This window comes from Serratia sp. CY27727, from assembly GCF_052169275.1.
GTDB classification, from domain to species: domain Bacteria; phylum Pseudomonadota; class Gammaproteobacteria; order Enterobacterales; family Enterobacteriaceae; genus Serratia; species Serratia sarumanii.
In genome coordinates, this window is sequence record NZ_JBJNLB010000002.1 from 188,509 (window position 1) to 209,978 (window position 21,470).

At 59.3% G+C, this 21,470-nt stretch carries 17 protein-coding genes; 15 read left to right on the forward strand and 2 right to left on the reverse strand.

Annotation, left to right across the window (positions count from 1 at the left end; all coding sequences use genetic code 11):
• Positions 1 to 70 precede the first annotated feature (70 nt).
• The gene (locus tag ACJ8HB_RS05840; protein ID WP_071883829.1) at positions 71 to 1,921 is read left to right on the forward strand and encodes an SLC13 family permease; all 1,851 of its coding nucleotides are present in this window, start codon (positions 71 to 73) and stop codon (positions 1,919 to 1,921) included.
• 27 nt (positions 1,922 to 1,948) lie between these two features.
• Here ACJ8HB_RS05840 and yfbR read toward each other — a convergent pair whose 3' ends face one another.
• Positions 1,949 to 2,548, reverse strand: a complete 600-nt coding sequence (yfbR, locus tag ACJ8HB_RS05845) for a 5'-deoxynucleotidase (RefSeq protein WP_025303666.1) — start codon at positions 2,546 to 2,548, stop codon at positions 1,949 to 1,951.
• A 107-nt stretch (positions 2,549 to 2,655) separates the two neighbouring features.
• Positions 2,656 to 3,870, reverse strand: coding sequence for a pyridoxal phosphate-dependent aminotransferase (locus ACJ8HB_RS05850; RefSeq protein ID WP_004936047.1), 1,215 nt, complete (start codon positions 3,868 to 3,870; stop codon positions 2,656 to 2,658).
• An 855-nt stretch (positions 3,871 to 4,725) separates the two neighbouring features.
• Here ACJ8HB_RS05850 and lrhA point away from each other — a divergent pair.
• The 14 genes from lrhA to nuoN all read left to right on the forward strand — a co-directional run bounded on the left by lrhA (position 4,726) and on the right by nuoN (position 21,444).
• A complete protein-coding gene (lrhA, locus tag ACJ8HB_RS05855) occupies positions 4,726 to 5,670 on the forward strand; it encodes a transcriptional regulator LrhA (RefSeq protein ID WP_033653761.1) in 945 nt (314 codons plus the stop codon).
• Between the two features lie 707 nt (positions 5,671 to 6,377).
• Positions 6,378 to 6,815 (forward strand): NADH-quinone oxidoreductase subunit NuoA, encoded by a 438-nt coding sequence (nuoA, locus tag ACJ8HB_RS05860; RefSeq protein WP_033648046.1) that lies wholly within the window; start codon positions 6,378 to 6,380, stop codon positions 6,813 to 6,815.
• 15 nt (positions 6,816 to 6,830) lie between these two features.
• Complete coding sequence (locus ACJ8HB_RS05865; RefSeq protein ID WP_004936039.1) at positions 6,831 to 7,505, forward strand: NuoB/complex I 20 kDa subunit family protein; 675 nt, start codon at positions 6,831 to 6,833, stop codon at positions 7,503 to 7,505.
• Positions 7,506 to 7,601: 96 nt separating this feature from the next.
• Positions 7,602 to 9,398 (forward strand): NADH-quinone oxidoreductase subunit C/D, encoded by a 1,797-nt coding sequence (nuoC, locus tag ACJ8HB_RS05870; RefSeq protein WP_004936036.1) that lies wholly within the window; start codon positions 7,602 to 7,604, stop codon positions 9,396 to 9,398.
• A 2-nt stretch (positions 9,399 to 9,400) separates the two neighbouring features.
• Positions 9,401 to 9,952: an NADH-quinone oxidoreductase subunit NuoE gene (nuoE, locus tag ACJ8HB_RS05875; protein ID WP_033635327.1), complete on the forward strand. Its 552-nt coding sequence runs from the start codon at positions 9,401 to 9,403 to the stop codon at positions 9,950 to 9,952.
• Positions 9,949 to 11,295, forward strand: a complete 1,347-nt coding sequence (gene nuoF / locus ACJ8HB_RS05880; RefSeq protein ID WP_015378579.1) for an NADH-quinone oxidoreductase subunit NuoF — start codon at positions 9,949 to 9,951, stop codon at positions 11,293 to 11,295. The genes nuoE and nuoF overlap by 4 nt, the downstream gene beginning before the upstream one ends.
• A gap of 76 nt (positions 11,296 to 11,371) precedes the next feature.
• A complete protein-coding gene (gene nuoG / locus ACJ8HB_RS05885) occupies positions 11,372 to 14,110 on the forward strand; it encodes an NADH-quinone oxidoreductase subunit NuoG (RefSeq protein WP_049234003.1) in 2,739 nt (912 codons plus the stop codon).
• Entirely contained in the window at positions 14,107 to 15,084 is a 978-nt protein-coding gene (gene nuoH / locus ACJ8HB_RS05890) for an NADH-quinone oxidoreductase subunit NuoH (protein ID WP_004936022.1), read from the forward strand. Before nuoG ends, nuoH begins: the two co-directional genes overlap by 4 nt.
• Before the next feature lie 14 nt (positions 15,085 to 15,098).
• The gene (nuoI, locus tag ACJ8HB_RS05895; RefSeq protein WP_025160170.1) at positions 15,099 to 15,641 is read left to right on the forward strand and encodes an NADH-quinone oxidoreductase subunit NuoI; all 543 of its coding nucleotides are present in this window, start codon (positions 15,099 to 15,101) and stop codon (positions 15,639 to 15,641) included.
• Between the two features lie 13 nt (positions 15,642 to 15,654).
• Positions 15,655 to 16,212 (forward strand): NADH-quinone oxidoreductase subunit J, encoded by a 558-nt coding sequence (gene nuoJ, locus ACJ8HB_RS05900; protein WP_019453717.1) that lies wholly within the window; start codon positions 15,655 to 15,657, stop codon positions 16,210 to 16,212.
• Entirely contained in the window at positions 16,209 to 16,511 is a 303-nt protein-coding gene (nuoK, locus tag ACJ8HB_RS05905) for an NADH-quinone oxidoreductase subunit NuoK (RefSeq protein ID WP_004936014.1), read from the forward strand. Before nuoJ ends, nuoK begins: the two co-directional genes overlap by 4 nt.
• A complete protein-coding gene (gene nuoL, locus ACJ8HB_RS05910) occupies positions 16,508 to 18,355 on the forward strand; it encodes an NADH-quinone oxidoreductase subunit L (RefSeq protein WP_047571209.1) in 1,848 nt (615 codons plus the stop codon). The genes nuoK and nuoL overlap by 4 nt, the downstream gene beginning before the upstream one ends.
• A 95-nt stretch (positions 18,356 to 18,450) precedes the next feature.
• Positions 18,451 to 19,980, forward strand: coding sequence for an NADH-quinone oxidoreductase subunit M (nuoM, locus tag ACJ8HB_RS05915; protein WP_033648043.1), 1,530 nt, complete (start codon positions 18,451 to 18,453; stop codon positions 19,978 to 19,980).
• A gap of 6 nt (positions 19,981 to 19,986) precedes the next feature.
• Positions 19,987 to 21,444, forward strand: a complete 1,458-nt coding sequence (gene nuoN, locus ACJ8HB_RS05920; RefSeq protein WP_033635324.1) for an NADH-quinone oxidoreductase subunit NuoN — start codon at positions 19,987 to 19,989, stop codon at positions 21,442 to 21,444.
• The last annotated feature ends 26 nt before the right edge of the window (positions 21,445 to 21,470 follow it).

The following is a 21,470-nucleotide window of genomic DNA, read 5'->3' on the forward strand; positions in this document are numbered from 1 at the left end:
TCTTCACCCTAATTGATTAGACCCCGCTTCGGCGGGGTTTTTTTATGCTATTTTTTAGGCCCTTGGACATTTGCCGGATGAGGCCGTTTTGAACAGCGAATTACTGTGGGTGCTGAGTTTACTGCTGATTGCCATCGTGCTGTTTACCACCAACAAGCTGCGTATGGACGTGGTGGCGCTGTTGGTGATCATCGCCTTCGTGCTGAGCGGCACGCTCAGCCTGCAGGAGGCGACGGTCGGTTTCAGCGATCCCAACGTGATTTTGATCGCCGCGCTGTTCGTGATCGGCGAAGGGCTGGTGCGCACCGGCGTGGCCTATCAGGTCGGCGACTGGCTGGTGAAAGTGGCCGGCAGCAGCGAAACCAAAATGTTGATGCTGCTGATGGTGACGGTCGCCGGGCTGGGCGCGTTCATGAGCTCGACCGGCGTGGTGGCGATCTTTATCCCGGTGGTGCTCAGCGTGACGGCGAGAATGAAGATTGCGCCGGGGCGGCTGATGATGCCGCTCAGCTTCGCCGGGCTCATCAGCGGCATGATGACGCTGGTGGCCACGCCGCCCAACATGGTGGTCAACAGCGAACTGGTGCGTGAAGGCATCCATGGTTTCGGTTTCTTCAGCGTGACGCCCATCGGTCTGGCGGTGCTGGCGCTGGGCGTCGGTTACATGCTGATCGCTCGGCGTTGGCTGGGCAGCGGTGACACGGGCAAAGCCGGCGATGACTGGCAGCGCCGAACCTTCCGCGATTTGATCCGCGACTACAAGCTGACCGGCCGCGCGCGGCGGCTGGCTGTCCGCAGCGCTTCGCCGCTGATCGGGCGTTCGCTGGATGAGCTGCACCTGCGTGCGCGCTATGGCGCCAACGTGGTGGGCATCGAGCGCTGGAAACGCTTCCGGCGGGTGATGGTCAGCGCTTCCGGCAGCACCGAGCTGCGCGAGGGCGACGTTCTTTTAATCGACATGTCGGACAGCCAGGTCGATCTGCGCGAATTCTGCGGCGAGCAGCGGCTGGAGCCGATGGTGCTGCGCGGCGATTACTTCTCTGAACAGTCGCGCAACGTCGGCATGGCAGAGGTGTCGCTGATCCCGGACTCGGCGCTGCTGGGCAAAAGCCTGCGCGAAGCGGCGTTCCGCAGCCGCTACGATCTGAACGTGGTGGGCATCCGCCGCCACGGCGAGACGCTGGGCGGCAAGCTGGTGGACGAGCCGCTGGAGCTGGGCGACATCTTGCTGGTGATCGGCGACTGGAAGGCGATCCGTCAGCTGCAGGCCAAAACCCACGACTTTATCGTGCTCAATCTGCCGGCCGAAGTGGACGAAGTGGCGCCGGCGATCACGCAGGCGCCGCACGCGCTGTTTTGTCTGGCGCTGATGGTGGCGATGATGCTGACCGACGAAATCCCCAACCCGATCGCGGCGCTGATCGCCTGTCTGCTGATGGGCAAGTTCCGCTGTATCGATATGGAAAGCGCCTATAAATCGATCCATTGGCCGAGCATCATTTTGATCGTCGGGATGATGCCGTTTGCGCAGGCGCTGCAAAAGACCGGCGGGGTGGATCTGATCGTCAGCGGGCTGATGGACGTCGCCGGCGGTGCGGGGCCGCGCGTGATGCTGCTGTGCCTGTTCGTCTTGTGTGCCACCATCGGCCTGTTTATTTCCAACACCGCGACGGCGGTGCTGATGGCGCCGATCGCCATCGCCGCCGCGCGCGAAATGGGCGTTTCGCCATACCCGTTCGCGATGATTATCGCCATCGCCGCGTCCGCCGCCTTTATGACGCCGGTTTCTTCACCGGTCAACACGCTGGTGCTGGGGCCGGGCAATTACAAGTTCGGCGATTTCGTGCGTCTCGGCGTGCCGTTCACCCTGCTGGTGATGGCGGTCAGCGTGATTGTGGTGCCGTGGCTCTACGGCTTTTAACGGCGCAGCGAGGCTGCGCCGGCGGGGTTACAGCGAGCTGTCGAGGCTGATTTCGTCCAATGACAGGCTGAAGCTGGGGATGAACACGTCCATGAAGTAGTCCATTTCCGGGCTGCGGCGCTGTTCCAGGGTTTTATCCAGCCGCGCCTTGGCCAGGGTGAATTCGTTGTTGCCGGCAGAGAGTTCCTCTAGGCATTTCAGGTAGGCGCACAGCGCGTCCGCCTGCTTCACCACCTGCTTTTCATCTTCGCTGTAGTAGTGCTCATCGAGAATGGTGCGAAAATCGTTGCGCAGCTCCGCGGGGATCATGTCCAGCAGCTTTTGCTGGGCGATCTTTTCGATCTTCTTGTATTCGTGGGCGATCTGCGGATTGTAGTACTTGATCGGCGTCGGCATGTCGCCGGTGATCACTTCGCTGGCGTCGTGGTACATCGCCAGCAGCGCAACGCGGTCGGCGTTGAGGTTGCCGTTGAATTTGCGGTTCTTGATCACCGCCAACGCGTGGGCGACAAAGGCCACCTGCAGACTGTGTTCGGAAACGTTCTCGGTACGCACGTTGCGCATCAGCGGCCAGCGGTTGATCAGTTTCAGGCGGGACAGATGGGCGAAGAAATGGCTCTGGCTCATGGTGCTCTCTTTAACGGCAAGTGAGGGCCCCATTGTGAAGCAGTGACGGCGAATTTTGCAACCGGGCAGTGAGAGAAGGGCGCAACAAGGCGCTGCGCCCCAGGCGATTACTGGTGGTAGCCTTCCAGGAAGCGGCCCAGCTTGCCGACCGCCATTTCCAGCTCGTCTACGCGCGGCAGGGTGACGATGCGCACGTGATCCGGATAAGGCCAGTTGAACGCGGTGCCCTGCACCAGCAGCACTTTTTCCTGCAGCAGCAGATCCAGCACCAGCTTCTGGTCGTCATGGATGTTGAAGCGCTTGGCGTCGATGCGCGGGAACATGTACAGCGCGCCCTGCGGCTTCACGCAAGAGACGCCCGGGATGTCGTTGAGCAGCTCCCAGGTGCGGTTGCGCTGTTCGTACAGGCGGCCGCCGGGCTGAATGAACTCGCTGATGCTCTGATAACCGCCCAGCGCGGTCTGAATGGCGTGCTGCATCGGCACGTTGGCGCACAGGCGCATCGAAGCCAGCATCTCCAGCCCTTCGATATAGCCTTTGGCGTGCTTCTTCGGCCCGTTCAGCACCATCCAGCCCTGGCGGAAGCCCGCCACGCGGTAGGTTTTCGACAGGCCGTTGAAGGTGACGGTCAGCAAATCCGGCGCCAGCGCGGCGATCGAATGGTGCTCGGCTTCGTCATACAGGATCTTGTCGTAGATCTCGTCGGCGAAGATGATCAGGTTGTGTTGACGGGCGATCTCGACGATCTGTTCCAGCAGCGCTTTGCTGTAAACCGCGCCGGTCGGGTTGTTCGGGTTGATGATCACGATGCCGCGGGTGCGCGGGGTGATCTTGCTGATGATGTCGTCCAGATCCGGGAACCAGCCGGCCTGCTCATCGCACAGGTAGTGCACGGCCTTGCCGCCGGACAGCGATACCGCGGCGGTCCACAGCGGGTAGTCCGGCGCCGGCACCAGCATTTCGTCGCCGCTGTTGAGCAGCGCCTGCATGGATTGGACGATCAGTTCCGAGACGCCGTTGCCAATGTAGATATCCTCAACGGTCACGTCACGCATGTTGCGCGCCTGATAGTGCTGCATGATCGCTTTACGCGCCGAGAAGAGGCCCTTGGAGTCGGAATAGCCTTGCGCCGTGGGCAGATTGCGGATCACGTCGACCAGGATTTCGTCAGGGGCGTCGAAACCGAACGGGGCAGGGTTGCCGATGTTCAGTTTCAGGACTTTGTTGCCTTCTTCTTCAAGACGTTTAGCTTCTTTAAGCACCGGGCCGCGAATGTCATAGCAGACGTTGTCCAGTTTGCTGGATTTCTCAATGGGGGACATAAAAAGTTGAGCCTTTTGCTGGGATAGGGGCGCTCCTACCGTGGGACGCCGCAACCCGCCCAATGTACTCCTGGCGTAGTTGCTTTTGAAGGGTTTTGCACGCCTTTGGTGCAAATGCATGTCGTAACGGGAGATTTTAGTTATGATAAGCAAAGGTAAAGTTATTTTGTGGTTCATAATTTCATGAACTATAATTTTACTAGGGTTTTGTTCTGTAAAATCCCGCATCGATAAACGCGACGTGCCGGCGATCGCGGCCGGCAGCAGTGAACTGATAAGCCGAAAGTGAGAATGGGCTTCAATAAACTGTAAAGGAACGATAATACCGGAGTTGTCTGATAGCGGGTTGTCGGTTAGCGCACCACACTAAGAAAATGGCATATTTACATTAGCTTTACTTTATATTTTAGCTTAAGCATTGTTTATGTGGTTATAGGATTATTATTTAAAGTAAAAATCTTACTGATTGAATTTATTAAATTCATTGAGTAGTAACACGAAGTCGGTAGCGTTAATTATTTATCTTTTTTGCTCTGTAATGCAGTCTGGTCGCCGGTTGATAAGGGTTCTCAGTAGCACGAATGGAGTGGAAATTAGGCAGTATGAATGAGTAAAATCTCAGGTTCGGTGGGGGTTTTCCCTTTCCACCGATATTCAGCCCCCCGCGTTCTATAAGCACCATCGATAGATCGCATTTTAAAAAGCGATAGAGGTAACGAATCATAAGTAATTTTTTTGCCCTCCACTTATGAGTGGGGTACTGTCATAACAGGCTCCGTCCTTTTCAACGGCGTCTGAGAAACACACCAGGGTAGTAGTTCGTAAATTAGAATTTAAAAAAGTGAAGAATACACTATGACAACTGCAAATCGTCCGATACTTAATCTCGACCTCGATCTGCTAAGAACCTTTGTTGCGGTTGCTGATTTGAATACCTTCGCGGCGGCGGCCGTCGCCGTATGCCGTACTCAATCAGCCGTCAGTCAACAAATGCAGCGATTAGAGCAACTGGTCGGCAAAGAACTGTTTGCCCGCCATGGGCGCAACAAACTCCTGACTGAGCATGGTATTCAGCTTCTCGGTTATGCCAGGAAGATCCTGCGCTTTAACGACGAAGCCTGTACCTCGCTGATGTACAACAATATTAAAGGTGTTCTGACCATCGGCGCTTCCGACGACACCGCCGATACCATTCTGCCTTTCCTGCTGAACCGCGTGACCGCCATCTATCCGAAGCTGTCCATTGACGTGCGCGTAAAGCGCAGCACGACGATGGTCGATCTGCTGGAAGAGGGCGAAATCGATCTGGCGGTGACCACGGCCGATCCGGCCGGGCACCCGCACATCGTGCTGCGCACATCGCCGACGCTGTGGTACTGCGCCGCCGATTACCACTATCAGGCCGGCGAACCGATCCCGCTGGTGGTGATGGATGAGCCAAGCCCGTTCCGCGCGCTGGCGATCAAGCAGCTGGACGAAGCCGGTATCCCGTGGCGCATCGCCTACGTCGCCTCCACGCTGTCCGCGGTGCGGGCGGCCTGTAAGGCCGGCCTGGGCGTGACCGCGCGGCCGATCGAGATGATGAGCCCCGACCTGCGGGTGCTGGGGGCGGTGGAAGGTTTGCCGCCGCTGCCGGATACCCAGTATGCGCTGTGCAAAAACGCGCAGTGCAGCAACGAATTGGCGATGGCCATCTTCAGCGCAATGCAGGGCGGCAATGACGGTTATGGCTTCAACGGCGCGGAAGCCGGTCTCCAGGGCGATCAGGATGACGCCAGCCTGGTGGACGAGGAAGAATAACGCCGCGGCGTGATATCTGATGAAAACCTCCGCTTCGGCGGAGGTTTTTTTTGCCCTTTTTTTGGGGATTTTTACTGTTATAGGGATTTAATGACGATTTTGTTATGAGTTGGCTGTTTTACTAACTTTTGAGCGTTGCTGAAAAGAGAGTTTGGCCGGGTTTAAGACGTTGAGTGTGTTTTTTGAGCAATAAGATTGAATGGGTTAAAGGCATGGTAATAGAAGGGTTATTTTGTTAGCTTATAGCGGCCGTTTTTGCGGCTTAATTTGAGGAAAATTGTTAAAGGGCCACACTTTTTTTGAGGATTTATGCTGAAAACGTGTCCTGGATCAAAAAAATACCCCTAGGTAGTGAGTGGAAGAACAGGGAATTCCTGAGACAATGGTATAGTAAAACTGAAATGTGCACGTTGGTTTATATCTATCTGTTTCTACACAAAAATTAACTGACACGATTTAGCCAGCCCCTGGCGCATCAAATGTTAATCAAATGATACGTATGTAAACTAGTGTGTAGATACTTTTGTCAAAGTTGACAAAAGGTTATAGAAAGGAGTAAAAAGCCCACAGAAAAACGCTGCCTAACTCGCTGTAAAAGCAGTTTGTTTGTGTGGTTATTTATCCTTCCCTTAAATCGATGTGGCGCACTAACTGCCGGTGACAAGAGCAGCGCGATCGACGCCACTTTTGATGAGTAAGCATAGAGTATGTCAACAACCACTGAAGTTATCGCTCATCACTGGGCGCTCGCCGTATTTCTCGTCGTGGCTATCGGGCTCTGCGGCTTAATGCTGCTGGGTGCGTTCTTCTTGGGCGGGAGAGCCCGGGCGCGCGCCAAACACACCCCGTTTGAATCAGGCATCGACTCGGTCGGCACGGCGCGCATGCGCTTGTCCGCCAAGTTTTACCTGGTGGCCATGTTCTTCGTTATTTTCGACGTTGAAGCCTTATACCTGTACGCCTGGTCGGTCTCGGTTCGCGAGAGCGGTTGGGTAGGCTTTATCGAAGCCGCCATTTTCATTTTGGTGCTATTGGCCGGTCTGGTTTATCTGGTGCGCGTCGGCGCGTTGGATTGGACTCCGGCGCGTTCCCAACGCCGCAGCAAACCGAGCACGATCACTAACACCAACAGTCATCCGCAGTAACAGCGAGGCATTAAGATGGACTATACGCTCACCCGCATAGACCCGAACGGTGAGAACGACCGTTATCCCCTGCAAAAACAGGAGATCGTCGCCGATCCCCTGGAACAACAGGTCCACCGCACGGTTTACATGGGTAAACTCGAACATGCGCTGCATGACATGGTGAACTGGGGGCGTAAAAACTCTATTTGGCCGTATAACTTCGGCCTTTCGTGCTGTTACGTGGAGATGGTGACGTCGTTTACCGCCGTTCACGACGTGGCGCGTTTCGGTGCGGAAGTACTGCGCGCCTCCCCGCGTCAGGCTGACCTGATGGTGGTGGCCGGTACCTGTTTCACCAAGATGGCCCCGGTCATCCAACGCCTGTACGAGCAGATGCTGGAACCTAAGTGGGTGATCTCGATGGGCGCCTGCGCCAACTCCGGCGGCATGTACGACATCTATTCCGTGGTGCAGGGCGTGGACAAGTTCCTGCCGGTCGACGTGTACATTCCCGGCTGCCCGCCGCGTCCGGAAGCCTACATGCAAGCGCTGATGCTGCTGCAGGAATCCATCGGCAAAGAACGTCGCCCGCTGTCGTGGGTTGTCGGCGATCAGGGCGTTTACCGCGCCAATATGCAGTCTGAAAGAGAGCGTAAACACGGCGAGCGCATCGCGGTGACCAACCTCCGGACGCCTGACGAGATTTAAGACGTTCATTTAACGTCCATCTTAGTGCGCTATTGGTTAACACAGCGAAAAGTGAAACTTGCGGCGAATAACCCTTTAGTGTGGTGAAAAAAAATTATGACAGATTTGACGACGCACGACGCCTTGCCTGCCTGGCAGACCCGAGATCACCTTGATGACCCGGTGATCGGCGAACTGCGCAACCGTTTTGGGCCGGAAGCCTTTACTGTTCAGGCTACCCGTACCGGCATGCCCGTGGTATGGGTTAAACCTGACCAGTTGCTGGAAGTAATGACGTTCCTGAGAAAACAGCCGAAGCCGTATGTCATGCTGTTCGATCTGCATGGCGTGGACGAACGTCTTCGCACCCACCGCGATGGCCTGCCCGCTGCGGATTTCTCCGTTTTCTACCATCTGATTTCCATCGAACGCAACCGCGACATCATGCTGAAGGTGGCGCTGTCTGAAAAAGACCTGCACGTGCCGACGGCGACCAAGGTGTTCCCGAACGCCAACTGGTACGAGCGCGAAACCTGGGAAATGTTCGGCATCACCTTCGACGGCCACCCGCACCTGTCGCGCATCATGATGCCGCAGACCTGGGAAGGGCACCCGCTGCGCAAGGACTACCCGGCGCGCGCCACCGAATTCGATCCTTTCGTGCTGACCAAGCAGAAAGAAGATCTGGAGATGGAAGCGCTGACCTTCAAGCCGGAAGACTGGGGCATGAAGCGCGGCACCGAGAACGAAGATTTCATGTTCCTCAACCTCGGCCCGAACCACCCGTCCGCGCACGGTGCGTTCCGCATCATTCTGCAGCTGGACGGCGAAGAGATCGTCGACTGCGTGCCGGATATCGGCTATCACCACCGCGGCGCCGAGAAGATGGGCGAGCGCCAATCCTGGCACAGCTACATTCCGTACACCGACCGTATCGAGTACCTCGGCGGCTGCGTGAACGAAATGCCTTACGTGCTGGCGGTCGAGAAGCTGGCCGGCATCAAGGTGCCGGAGCGCGTCGACACCATCCGCGTGATGCTGTCCGAGCTGTTCCGCATCAACAGCCACCTGCTGTACATCTCCACCTTCATTCAGGACGTCGGCGCGATGACCCCGGTGTTCTTCGCCTTTACCGATCGACAGAAAATCTACGATCTGGTGGAAGCGATCACCGGTTTCCGTATGCACCCGGCCTGGTTCCGCATCGGCGGCGTTGCGCACGATCTGCCGCGCGGCTGGGATCGCCTGCTGCGTGAATTCCTCGACTGGATGCCGAAGCGTCTGGACTCCTACGTGAAAGCGGCGCTGAAGAACAGCATCCTGAAAGGCCGTTCCATCGGCGTAGCGTCTTACAACGCCAAAGAAGCGCTGGAGTGGGGCGTGACCGGCGCCGGCCTGCGCGCCACTGGCGTCGAGTTCGACGTGCGTAAATGGCGTCCGTACTCCGGCTACGAGAACTTCGACTTCGAAGTGCCGGTCGGCGACGGCACCAGCGACTGCTACACCCGCGTGATGCTGAAGGTGGAAGAGCTGCGCCAGAGCCTGCGCATCCTCGAACAGTGCCTGAACAACATGCCGGAAGGCCCGTTCAAGGCCGATCACCCGCTGACCACGCCGCCGCCGAAAGAGCGCACGCTGCAGCACATTGAAACGCTGATCACCCACTTCCTGCAGGTTTCCTGGGGCCCGGTGATGCCAGCCAACGAATCATTCCAGATGATTGAAGCCACCAAAGGGATCAACAGCTACTACCTGACCAGCGACGGCAGCACCATGAGCTACCGCACCCGGGTACGTACGCCGAGCTTTGCGCACCTGCAGCAGATCCCATCGGTCATCCGTGGCAGCCTGGTTTCCGACCTGATCGTCTATCTGGGTAGTATCGATTTTGTTATGTCAGATGTGGACCGCTAATTATGCACTCTCAAAAAGACAATCACGCAGTCAATGATGCGCTCGAGCCCATCAACGCAGCCGCTCCTCAGAGCGGCGTTGATGCATTTGTACTGAGTGCGGAAGAACGTGATGCGATCGAGCACGAAAAGCATCATTACGAGGATCCGCGCGCCGCTTCCATCGAAGCACTGAAAATTGTGCAGAAGCAGCGCGGCTGGGTTCCGGACGGTGCGATTTACGCCATCGCGGAAGTGCTGGGCATCCCCGCCAGCGACGTAGAAGGCGTGGCCACGTTCTACAGCCAGATTTTCCGTCAGCCGGTAGGACGTCACGTGATCCGTTATTGTGACAGCGTTGTTTGTCACATCACCGGTTACCAGGGCATTCAGGCCGCTATCGAGAAGAAGCTGAACATCAAGCCGGGTCAAACCACCTTTGATGGCCGCTTCACGCTGCTGCCGACCTGCTGTCTGGGCAACTGCGATAAAGGGCCGACCATGATGATTGATGACGACACTCACAGTCAGCTGAAGCCTGAAGATATCGAGACGCTACTGGAGCAGTATCAATGACCAAGCACATTGTACGCACTCCCGAAACGCATCCGCTGACCTGGCGGCTGCGTGATGACAAGCAGCCGCTGTGGCTGGACGAATACCGCAGCAAAAACGGCTATGCCGGCGCGGAAAAGGCCCTCAAAGGCCTGGCCCCGGACGAGATCGTCGGCCTGGTGAAAGACTCCGGGCTGAAGGGCCGCGGCGGCGCGGGCTTCTCCACCGGTTTGAAGTGGAGCCTGATGCCGAAGGACGAATCCATGAACATCCGTTACCTGCTGTGTAACGCCGATGAAATGGAGCCGGGCACCTATAAAGACCGCCTGCTGATGGAGCAGCTGCCGCACCTGCTGGTGGAAGGCATGCTGATCTCCGCCTTCGCGCTGAAAGCCTACCGCGGCTATATCTTCCTGCGCGGCGAGTACATTGAAGCGGCGGCGCACCTGCGTCGCGCCATCGCGGAAGCCACCGAAGCCGGCTATCTGGGCAAAAACATTCTCGGCACCGGATTTGATTTCGAGCTGATCGTGCACACCGGCGCCGGCCGTTACATCTGCGGCGAAGAAACCGCGCTGATCAACTCGCTGGAAGGCCGCCGCGCCAACCCGCGCTCCAAGCCGCCATTCCCGGCCAGCGCCGGCGTGTGGGGCAAGCCGACCTGCGTCAACAACGTCGAAACGCTGTGCAACGTGCCGGCCATTTTGGCGAACGGCGTGGAGTGGTACACCGGCATCTCCGGCAGTGAGGACAAAGGCACCAAGCTGATGGGCTTCTCCGGCCGGGTGAAAAATCCGGGCGTTTGGGAGCTGCCGTTCGGCACCACCGCGCGCGAGATCCTGGAAGACTACGCCGGCGGCATGCGCGACGGTCTGCGCTTCAAAGCCTGGCAGCCGGGCGGCGCGGGGACCGACTTCCTGACCGCCGATCACCTCGATCTGCCGATGGAATACGGCGCGATCGGCAAAGCCGGCAGCCGTCTCGGCACCGCGCTGGCGATGGCGGTAGACCACGAGATCGGCATGGTGCCGCTGGTGCGTAACCTGGAAGAGTTCTTCGCCCGCGAGTCCTGCGGCTGGTGTACACCATGCCGCGACGGCCTGCCGTGGAGCGTGAAGATCCTGCGTGCGTTGGAAAACGGCGAAGGGCAGCCGGGGGATATCGAAACCCTCGAACAGCTGTGCCGTTCCCTCGGCCCGGGCAAAACCTTCTGCGCCCACGCGCCAGGTGCCGTAGAGCCACTGCAAAGCGCGATTAAATATTTCCGTGAAGAGTTCGAGGCGGGCATCGCCGTGCAGCACTTCGGCAACGCCCATGCGATTGGCGGCATTCAGCCGAACAATCTGCTGAAGCAGCGCTGGTAAGCCGACTCGCCCGAACACGGCCAGAATTTTTGATTAACGCCTGCCGCAAGGCAGGCCACTTGGAAGCATGCTGACTATGGCTACGATTCATGTAGACGGCAAAGAGTATGAGGTAGACGGAGCGGACAACCTGCTGCAGGCTTGTCTCTCCCTCGGCCTTGATATTCCTTACTTTTGCTGGCATCCGGCGCTGGGAAGCGTCGGCGCTTGCCGCCAATGTGCGGTAAAGCAATACCAAAACGCGGAAGATACGCGCGGCCGTTTGGTGATGTCCTGTATGACCCCGGCATCCGACGGCACCTTCATCTCCATCGATGACGGCGAAGCGAAGCAGTTCCGTGAAAGCGTGGTCGAGTGGTTGATGACCAACCACCCGCACGATTGCCCGGTCTGTGAAGAAGGCGGTAACTGTCACCTGCAGGATATGACGGTAATGACCGGCCACAGCTTCCGCCGCTACCGCTTCACCAAGCGCACCCACAACAACCAGGAGCTGGGGCCGTTTATCTCGCATGAGATGAACCGCTGCATCGCCTGCTACCGCTGCGTGCGTTACTACAAAGACTATGCGGACGGCACCGACTTCGGCGTGTACGGCGCGCACGATAACGTCTACTTCGGTCGCCCGGAAAGCGGCACGCTGGAAAGCGAGTTCTCCGGCAACCTGGTGGAAGTGTGCCCGACCGGCGTATTCACCGACAAAACGCACTCCGAGCGCTACAACCGTAAATGGGACATGCAGTTCGCGCCGAGCATTTGCCAGCAGTGCAGCATCGGCTGTAACACCAGCCCGGGCGAGCGCTATGGCGAGCTGCGCCGTATCGAAAACCGTTACAACGGCAGCGTGAACCACTACTTCCTGTGCGACCGCGGCCGCTTCGGTTACGGCTACGTCAACCAGAAAGATCGTCCGCGTCAACCGCAGCAGCTGCGCGGCGATGACTGGATCACCCTGAACGCCGAGCAGGCGATGCAGGGCGCGGCGGACATCCTGCGTCAGGCGAAGAAAACCATCGGCATCGGCTCCCCGCGCGCCAGCCTGGAAAGCAACTTCGCACTGCGCGAGCTGGTCGGCGCCGAGAACTACTACACCGGTATCGCTCAGGCGGAGCAATCACGCCTGGCGCTGATGCTGAACGTGCTGAAGAACGGCGGCGTCCATACGCCGGCGCTGCGTGAGATCGAAGATTACGACGCGGTGCTGGTGCTGGGCGAAGACCTGACGCAAACCGGCGCGCGCATCGCGCTGTCCGTGCGCCAGGCCGTCAAGGGCAAAGCCCGCGCGATGGCGGCGGCGCAACGCGTGGCCGACTGGCAGATCGCGGCGGTGCAGAACATCGGCCAGCACGCCAAGTACCCGCTGTTCACCACCAACGTCGACAACACCCGCCTGGACGACATCGCCGCCTGGAACTACCGCGCGCCGGTGGACGAGCAGGCGCGGTTCGGCTTCGCCATCGCTCACGCGCTGGACAGCGCGGCGCCGGCGGTGAACGATCTGGCTGAAGGCCTGAACAAGAAAGTCGATATCATCGTGCAGGCGCTGACCGGCGCACGCAAACCGCTGATTATTACCGGCAGCAACGCCGGCAGCGAAGCCATCATCGAAGCGGCGGCCAACATTGCCAAAGCGTTGAAGGGCCGCGGTTCCGACGTCGGCATCACCTTCGTGGCGGGCGCAGCCAACAGCATGGGCCTGGCGATGATCGGCGGCGGTTCGCTCGATCAGGCGCTGGAACAGCTGGCGAGCGGCGCAGCCGATACCGCCATCGTGATGGAAAACGATCTCTATCGTCATGCGCCGGCGGCGCAGGTGGACGCGGCGCTGGCCAAGGTCAACAACCTGATCGTCGCCGACCACCAGCGCACCGCGATCATGGACAAAGCCAACCTGATCCTCTCCTCGGCCAGCTTTGCCGAGAGCGACGGTACGCTGATCAACCAGGAAGGCCGCGCGCAGCGCTTCTTCCAGGTATACGATCCGGCTTACTACGACGACGCCAAGAAAAATCAGTTCACCGTGATGCTGGAAAGCTGGCGCTGGATGCACTCGCTGCACTCCACCTACACCAGCCGCCACGTGGACTGGACCCAGCTCGATGACGTGATCGCCGCTTGCGTCGCCGCGTTGCCGCAGCTGCAGGGCATCGTCGACGCCGCGCCGGACGCGACTTTCCGCATTCGCGGTCAGAAGTTGGCGCGTTCGCCGCACCGCTCCAGCGGCCGTACCGCCATGCGCGCCAACATCAGCGTGCACGAGCCGCGTCAGCCGCAGGATAAAGACACCATGTTCGCCTTCTCGATGGAAGGGAACAACAGTCCGCTGGCCGATCGTCAGCAGATCCCGTTCGCCTGGGCGCCAGGCTGGAACTCACCGCAGGCATGGAACAAGTTCCAGGCCGAAGTGGGCGGCAAACTGCGCCACGGCGATCCGGGCGTGCGCCTGATCGAAGCGGGGGAGGGCAGCCTCGGTTACTTCGACCGCGTGCCTGCCGCGTTCAATCCGAACGACGGCTGGCGTGTCGCGCCGTACTACCACCTGTTCGGCAGCGACGAAATGTCGCAGCGCTCTCACGTGATCCAGCAGCGCATGCCGGAAGCCTACGTGATGGTCAACCCGGCCGACGCGGCGACGCTTGGCGTCAACGCGGGCAGCCTGGTGGAGTTCAGCTGTGCGGGCCAGACCCTGCGTCTGCCGGTGCGTCTGAGTGAAACCCTGACCCAGGGCCAGGTTGGTTTGCCGCTCGGCTTGCCAGGGATCCCGCCGATCTTGGTGGGTGCTAAGGTAGACAATCTGCGGGAGGCGGCACGATGAGCTGGTTTACCCCTGAGGTGATCGACATTCTGATCGCCATTCTTAAAGCGGTCGTGATCCTGTTGGTGGTCGTGGCGTGCGGGGCATTCATGAGCTTCGGCGAACGCCGCCTGCTCGGCCTGTTCCAGAACCGCTACGGACCGAACCGCGTAGGCTGGGGCGGCTCGCTGCAGCTGGTCGCCGACATGATCAAAATGTTCTTCAAGGAAGACTGGGTGCCGAGATTCTCCGACCGGGTGATCTTCACCCTGGCGCCGATGATCGCCTTTACTTCCCTGTTGCTGGCATTTGCCATCGTGCCGGTCAGCCCGACCTGGGCGGTGTCCGATCTCAACATCGGTATTCTGTTCTTCCTGATGATGGCCGGCCTGGCGGTGTACGCCGTGCTGTTCGCCGGATGGTCGAGCAACAACAAATACTCGCTGTTGGGCGCGATGCGCGCCTCCGCGCAAACCCTGAGCTACGAAGTGTTCATCGGTCTGTCGCTGATGGGCGTGGTGATGCAGGCGGATTCGTTCAACATGCAGGCTATCGTTGAATCCCAGGCGCACGTCTGGAACGTCATTCCGCAGTTCTTCGGCTTCGTGACCTTCGCGATCGCCGGCGTGGCGGTGTGTCACCGTCACCCGTTTGACCAGCCGGAAGCCGAGCAGGAACTGGCCGACGGTTACCACATCGAATATTCCGGCATGAAGTTCGGTCTGTTCTTCGTGGGGGAATACATCGGTATCGTCACCGTGTCCGCCCTGATTGTGACGTTGTTCTTCGGCGGCTGGCAGGGTCCGTTCCTGCCGCCATTCATCTGGTTCGCGTTGAAAACGGCCTTCTTCATGATGATGTTCATCCTGATCCGTGCCGCGCTGCCGCGTCCGCGTTATGACCAGGTGATGTCCTTCGGCTGGAAAGTGTGCCTGCCGCTGACGCTGCTGAACCTGCTGGCAACCGCCGCGGTCATTTTGTACAACGCTCAATAAGGGGTGAATAAACCATGACATTGAAAGAGTTAGTGGTTGGTTTCGGCACCCAGGTGCGCAGCATTTGGATGATTGGCATGCATGCCTTCGCCAAGCGCGAAACCCAGATGTATCCGGAAGAACCGGTTTACCTGCCGCCGCGCTACCGTGGCCGCATCGTGCTGACGCGCGATCCGGACGGCGAAGAGCGCTGCGTCGCCTGTAACCTGTGTGCGGTGGCCTGCCCGGTCGGCTGTATCTCGCTGCAAAAAGCGGAGCAGAAAGACGGCCGTTGGTATCCGGAGTTCTTCCGCATCAACTTCTCGCGCTGCATTTTCTGCGGCCTGTGCGAAGAGGCTTGCCCGACTACCGCTATCCAGCTGACGCCGGATTTCGAACTGGGCGAGTACAAGCGTCAGGATCTGGTGTACGAAAAAGAAGATCTGTTGATCTCGGGGCCGGGTAAATATCCGGAATATAACTTCTACCGGATGGCCGGTATGGCGATTGACGGCAAAGCCAAAGGCGAAGCCGAAAACGAAGCCAAACCGATCGACGTCAAAGGTCTGTTGCCCTAAGGAGCCAGCAAGCATGGAAATTGCATTTTACCTGGCAGGTTTGATTGCGGTGGCCGCGACGATTCGCGTGATCACCCATACCAACCCTGTGCATGCGCTGCTGTATCTGATCGTCTCGTTATTGGCGATCTCGGCAGTCTTCTTCTCGCTCGGCGCCTACTTTGCCGCCGCGTTGGAAATCATCGTCTATGCGGGCGCCATCATGGTGCTGTTCGTGTTCGTGGTGATGATGCTGAACCTCGGCAACGTGCAGCAGCAAGAGCGCGACTGGATGAAGCCGACGGTGTGGATCGGGCCTGGCCTGCTGTCGCTGGCGCTGCTGGTGGTATTGATCGTCGCGATCCGCAGCGTATCCGACCAGGGTATCAGCGGCGAGATGGTCGATGCGAAGGCGGTGGGCATCAGCCTGTTCGGGCCTTACGTATTGGCGGTTGAGCTGGCTTCAATGCTGCTGTTGGCGGGTCTGGTTGTCGCCTTCCATATCGGCCGCGAGCACAAGCCTGGCGAGGTGCTGAGCAACGCGCCGGCGAGTGGCGAAATGGCGAGAAGAAAATCGGAGGAGCAAGCATGATCCCTCTTCAACACGGCCTGATTCTGGCGGCTATCCTGTTTGTGCTCGGGCTGACCGGGCTGCTGGTGCGCCGCAACCTGCTGTTTATGCTGATCAGCCTGGAAGTGATGATCAACGCTGCGGCGTTGGCGTTTATCGTGGCGGGAAGCTACTGGGGCCAGGCGGACGGGCAGGTGATGTACATCCTGGCGATCAGTCTGGCGGCAGCCGAGGCCAGTATCGGCCTGGCGCTGCTGCTGCAGCTCTACCGTCGTCGTCATACCCTGAATATTGATACTGTCAGTGAGATGCGCGGATGAACCTATTATATTTAACAATTCTGCTACCGCTGATCGGGTTCCTGCTGTTGGCATTTTCCCGCGGTCGTTGGTCTGAGAACACGGCGGCCACCGTCGGCGTGGGCTCTATCGGCCTGGCTGCGCTGGTCACGGTGTATGTGGCGATGGATTTCTTCGCCCAGAAAGCCGCCGGCGTACAGCTGTTCGAGCAAAGCCTGTGGACCTGGATGGCCGTCGGCAACTTCAATATCGGCGTGACCCTGGTGCTGGACGGCCTGTCGCTGACCATGCTGTCGGTGGTCACCGGCGTCGGCTTCTTCATCCACATGTTCGCCTCCTGGTACATGCGCGGTGAAGAGGGCTATTCGCGCTTCTTCGCTTACACCAACCTGTTTATCGCCAGCATGGTGGTCTTGGTGCTGGCGGACAACCTGCTGCTGATGTATCTGGGTTGGGAAGGAGTGGGTCTGTGCAGCTACCTGTTGATCGGCTTCTACTACAAAGATCCGGCCAACGGCGCGGCGGCGATGAAAGCCTTCATCGTGACCCGCGTGGGCGACGTGTTCCTGGCGTTCGCGCTGTTCATCCTCTACAACGAGCTGGGCACGCTGAACATCCGCGAGCTGATGATCCTGGCGCCGCAGAAACTGGCGGTGGGCGATACGGCCATCACCTGGGCAACCCTGATGCTGCTGGGCGGCGCGGTCGGTAAATCGGCGCAGCTGCCGTTGCAAACCTGGTTGGCGGACGCGATGGCGGGCCCAACCCCGGTTTCCGCACTGATCCACGCGGCGACCATGGTGACCGCGGGCGTCTATCTGATCGCCCGTACGCACGGCCTGTTCCTGATGGCGCCGGAAGTGCTGCACCTGGTGGGCATCGTCGGTGCGGTCACCCTGCTGCTGGCCGGCTTCGCCGCGCTGGTGCAGACCGACATCAAGCGCGTGCTCGCTTACTCCACCATGAGCCAGATCGGTTACATGTTCCTGGCGCTGGGCGTGCAGGCATGGGACGCGGCGATCTTCCACCTGATGACCCACGCGTTCTTCAAGGCGCTGCTGTTCCTGTCGTCCGGTTCGGTGATCCTGGCTTGCCACCACGAGCAAAACATCTTCAAGATGGGCGGCCTGCGCAAGAGCATCCCGCTGGTGTACGTCTGCTTCCTGGTGGGTGGCGCGGCGCTGTCTGCGTTGCCGCTGGTCACGGCCGGCTTCTTCAGTAAGGACGAGATCCTGGCGGGCGCGATGGCCAACGGCCACATCAACCTGATGGTGGCCGGCCTGGTCGGCGCATTCATGACCTCGCTGTACACCTTCCGTATGATTTTCATCGTGTTCCACGGCGAAGAGAAAATCAAAGCGCATGCCGGTAAAGGCATCACTCACCACCTGCCGCTGCTGGTTCTGCTGGTGCTGTCCACCTTCGTTGGTGCGATGATCGTGCCGCCGTTGCAGGGCGTGCTGCCGGAGACGACCGAGCTGGCGCACGGCAGCGTGCTGACGCTGGAAATCACCTCCGGCGTGGTGGCTATCGTCGGCATTCTGCTGGCGGCCGCGCTGTGGCTGGGCAAACGCAGCCTGGTCAACAACATCGCCAACAGCGCGCCGGGGCGTTTCTTCTCGACCTGGTGGTTCCATGCCTGGGGCTTCGACTGGCTGTATGACAAAGTGTTCGTCAAGCCGTACCTGGGCATTGCGAAGCTGCTGCAGCGCGATCCGCTGAACTCGCTGATGAACCTGCCGGCCGTCTTCTCCCGCTGGGGGAACCGCGGTCTGACGGTGAGCGAGAACGGTCAGGTGCGTTGGTATATAGCGTCTATGGGTGTGGGTGCAGTGGTCGTATTGGCTCTGTTGATTTTGGTTTAATTGAATAATTTAAACAGACGCATTTTTCGGGCGTAGCGCCGGGCAGGCGCTACGTACAAAGTTTGAAATTATTCGTATAAGGGACACAAAACGCCATGCTATTACCTTGGCTAATTCTTATCCCCTTTATCGGCGGTCTGCTGTGCTGGCAGCTTGAGCGCTTCGGTACTAAGGTGCCGCGCTGGATAGCGCTGATCGCAATGGGGCTGACGTTGGCGCTCTCTCTGCAGCTGTGGCTGCAGGGCGGCTATACCTTGACCACGCCGAAAGGCATTCCGCAGTGGCAGAGCGAATTCCTGCTGCCGTGGATCCCGCGCTTCGGCATCTCCATCCACCTGGCGCTGGACGGCCTGTCGCTGCTGATGGTGGTGTTGACCGGTCTGCTGGGCGTGCTGGCGATCCTCTGTTCCTGGCGTGAAATCCAGAAGTATCAGGGCTTCTTCCACCTCAACCTGCTGTGGATCCTGGGCGGCGTTATCGGCGTGTTCCTCGCCATCGACATGTTCCTGTTCTTCTTCTTCTGGGAAATGATGTTGGTGCCGATGTACTTCCTGATCGCGTTGTGGGGCCACAAGGCGTCGGACGGTAAAACCCGCATCACCGCGGCGACCAAGTTCTTCATCTACACCCAGGCCAGCGGTCTGGTGATGCTGATTGCGATCCTGGGCCTGGTGTTCGTGCACTACAACGCCACCGGCGTGTGGACCTTCGATTACGAAGACCTGCTGCAAACGCCGATGTCCCACAACGTGCAATATCTGTTGATGCTGGGCTTCTTCATCGCCTTCGCGGTGAAAATGCCGGTGGTGCCGCTGCACGGCTGGTTGCCGGACGCGCACAGCCAGGCGCCGACCGCAGGTTCCGTCGATCTGGCGGGCATCTTGCTGAAAACCGCGGCCTATGGCCTGCTGCGTTTCAGCCTGCCGCTGTTCCCTGAGGCTTCGCACGAGTTTGCGCCAATCGCCATGTGGCTGGGCGTGATCGGCATCTTCTACGGCGCCTGGATGGCGTTCGCGCAGACCGACATCAAGCGTCTGATCGCCTACACCTCGGTCTCGCACATGGGCTTCGTGCTGATCGCCATCTACACCGGCAGCCAGTTGGCTTATCAGGGCGCGGTGATCCAGATGATCGCGCACGGCCTGTCCGCCGCCGGTATGTTTATCATCTGCGGCCAGCTGTATGAGCGCCTGCATACCCGCGACATGCGTCAGATGGGCGGCCTGTGGGGGCGTATCAAGTTCATCCCTGCGCTGTCGCTGTTCTTCGCTGTGGCTACGCTGGGGATGCCGGGTACCGGTAACTTCGTCGGCGAATTCATGATTCTGTTCGGCAGCTACCAGGTGGTGCCGGTGATCACCGTGATTTCTACCTTCGGTCTGGTGTTCGCTTCGGTTTACTCGCTGATCATGATGCAGCGCGCTTACTACGGTGCGCCTAAATCCGACCAGCCGCTGCAGGGCATGACCGCGCGCGAACTGTTCATCATTCTGCTGCTGGTGGTGTTGCTGGTTCTGCTGGGGGTTTACCCGCAGCCGATTCTGGATACTTCCAACGCGGCGATGAGCAACGTGCAACACTGGTTTGGTTCGTCAGTTTCAGCAATTTCAACAACAAGGCCGTAATTCGCCATGACAATAACTCCTCAACAACTGATCGCACTGCTGCCGCTGTTGATCGTCGGATTGACGGTGGTGGTTGTGATGCTAGGCATTGCGTGGCGACGCGACCACTTTATCAACGCCACCCTGACCGTGATCGGTCTCAACCTGGCGCTGCTTTCGCTGTACTTTGTCGGCCAGGCAGGCCCAATGGACGTCACCCCGCTGCTGCGGGTTGACGGTTACTCGATGTTCTACACCGGGCTGGTGCTGCTGGCGAGTCTGGCGACCTGCACCTTCGCCTATCCGTGGCTGGTCGGCTATCCGGATAACCGCGAAGAGTTCTACCTGCTGGTGCTGATCGCCGCCATGGGCGGCATCCTGCTGGCGAGCGCCAACCATCTGGCTTCGCTGTTCATCGGTATCGAGCTGATCTCGCTGCCGCTGTTCGGCCTGGTGGGCTACGCCTACCGCCAGAAGCGCCCGCTGGAAGCCGCCATCAAGTACATGCTGCTGTCCGCCGCCGCGTCGTCGTTCCTGCTGTTCGGCATGGCGCTGCTGTATGCCGAATCCGGCGATCTGTCGCTGGCCGGCCTCGGCAAGAGCCTGCAGGAAAACATGATGCATCAGCCGCTGATCCTGGCCGGCATGGGCATGATGATCGTCGGTCTGGGCTTCAAGCTGTCGCTGGTGCCGTTCCAACTGTGGACGCCGGACGTGTATCAGGGCGCGCCTGCGCCGGTCTCGACCTTCCTGGCGACCGCCAGCAAGATCGCGATCTTCGCGGTCGTGATGCGTCTGTTCCTGTATGCCCCGGCCGCCGACAACGAAGCGCTGCGCATGGTGCTGTCGATCATCGCGTTCTGCTCTATCTTGTTCGGTAACCTGATGGCCATCAGCCAGACCAACATCAAGCGTCTGCTGGGCTACTCGTCGATCGCTCACCTGGGCTACCTGCTGGTGGCACTGATTGCGGTGCAAACCCATCAGCTGTCGCTGGAAACCGCCGGCGTTTACCTGGCCGGTTACCTGTTCAGCAGCCTGGGCGCCTTCGGCGTGGTCAGCCTGATGTCCAGCCCGTACCGCGGTCCGGATGCGGATTCACTGTTCTCTTATCGCGGTCTGTTCTGGCATAAGCCAATCTTGTCCGCGGTGATGACGGTGATGATGCTGTCGCTGGCCGGTATCCCGATGACGCTGGGCTTTATCGGCAAGTTCTTCGTGATCGCGATGGGCGTCAGCGCACACCTGTGGTGGCTGACCGGCGCGGTTGTGGTAGGCAGCGCCATCGGCCTGTACTACTACCTGCGCGTGACCGTCAGCCTGTTCCTCAGCGCGCCGGAATCGCTGCAGCGCGATACCCCGAACAACTGGGCGTTGACCGCCGGTGGCGTCGTGGTGCTGATCTCCGCCGCGCTGGTGCTGCTGCTGGGCGTCTATCCGCAGCCGCTGATTTCGCTGGTGCAGATGGCGCAGCCGACGTTCTGATAACGCTTCAAACGATAAAAAGGTCG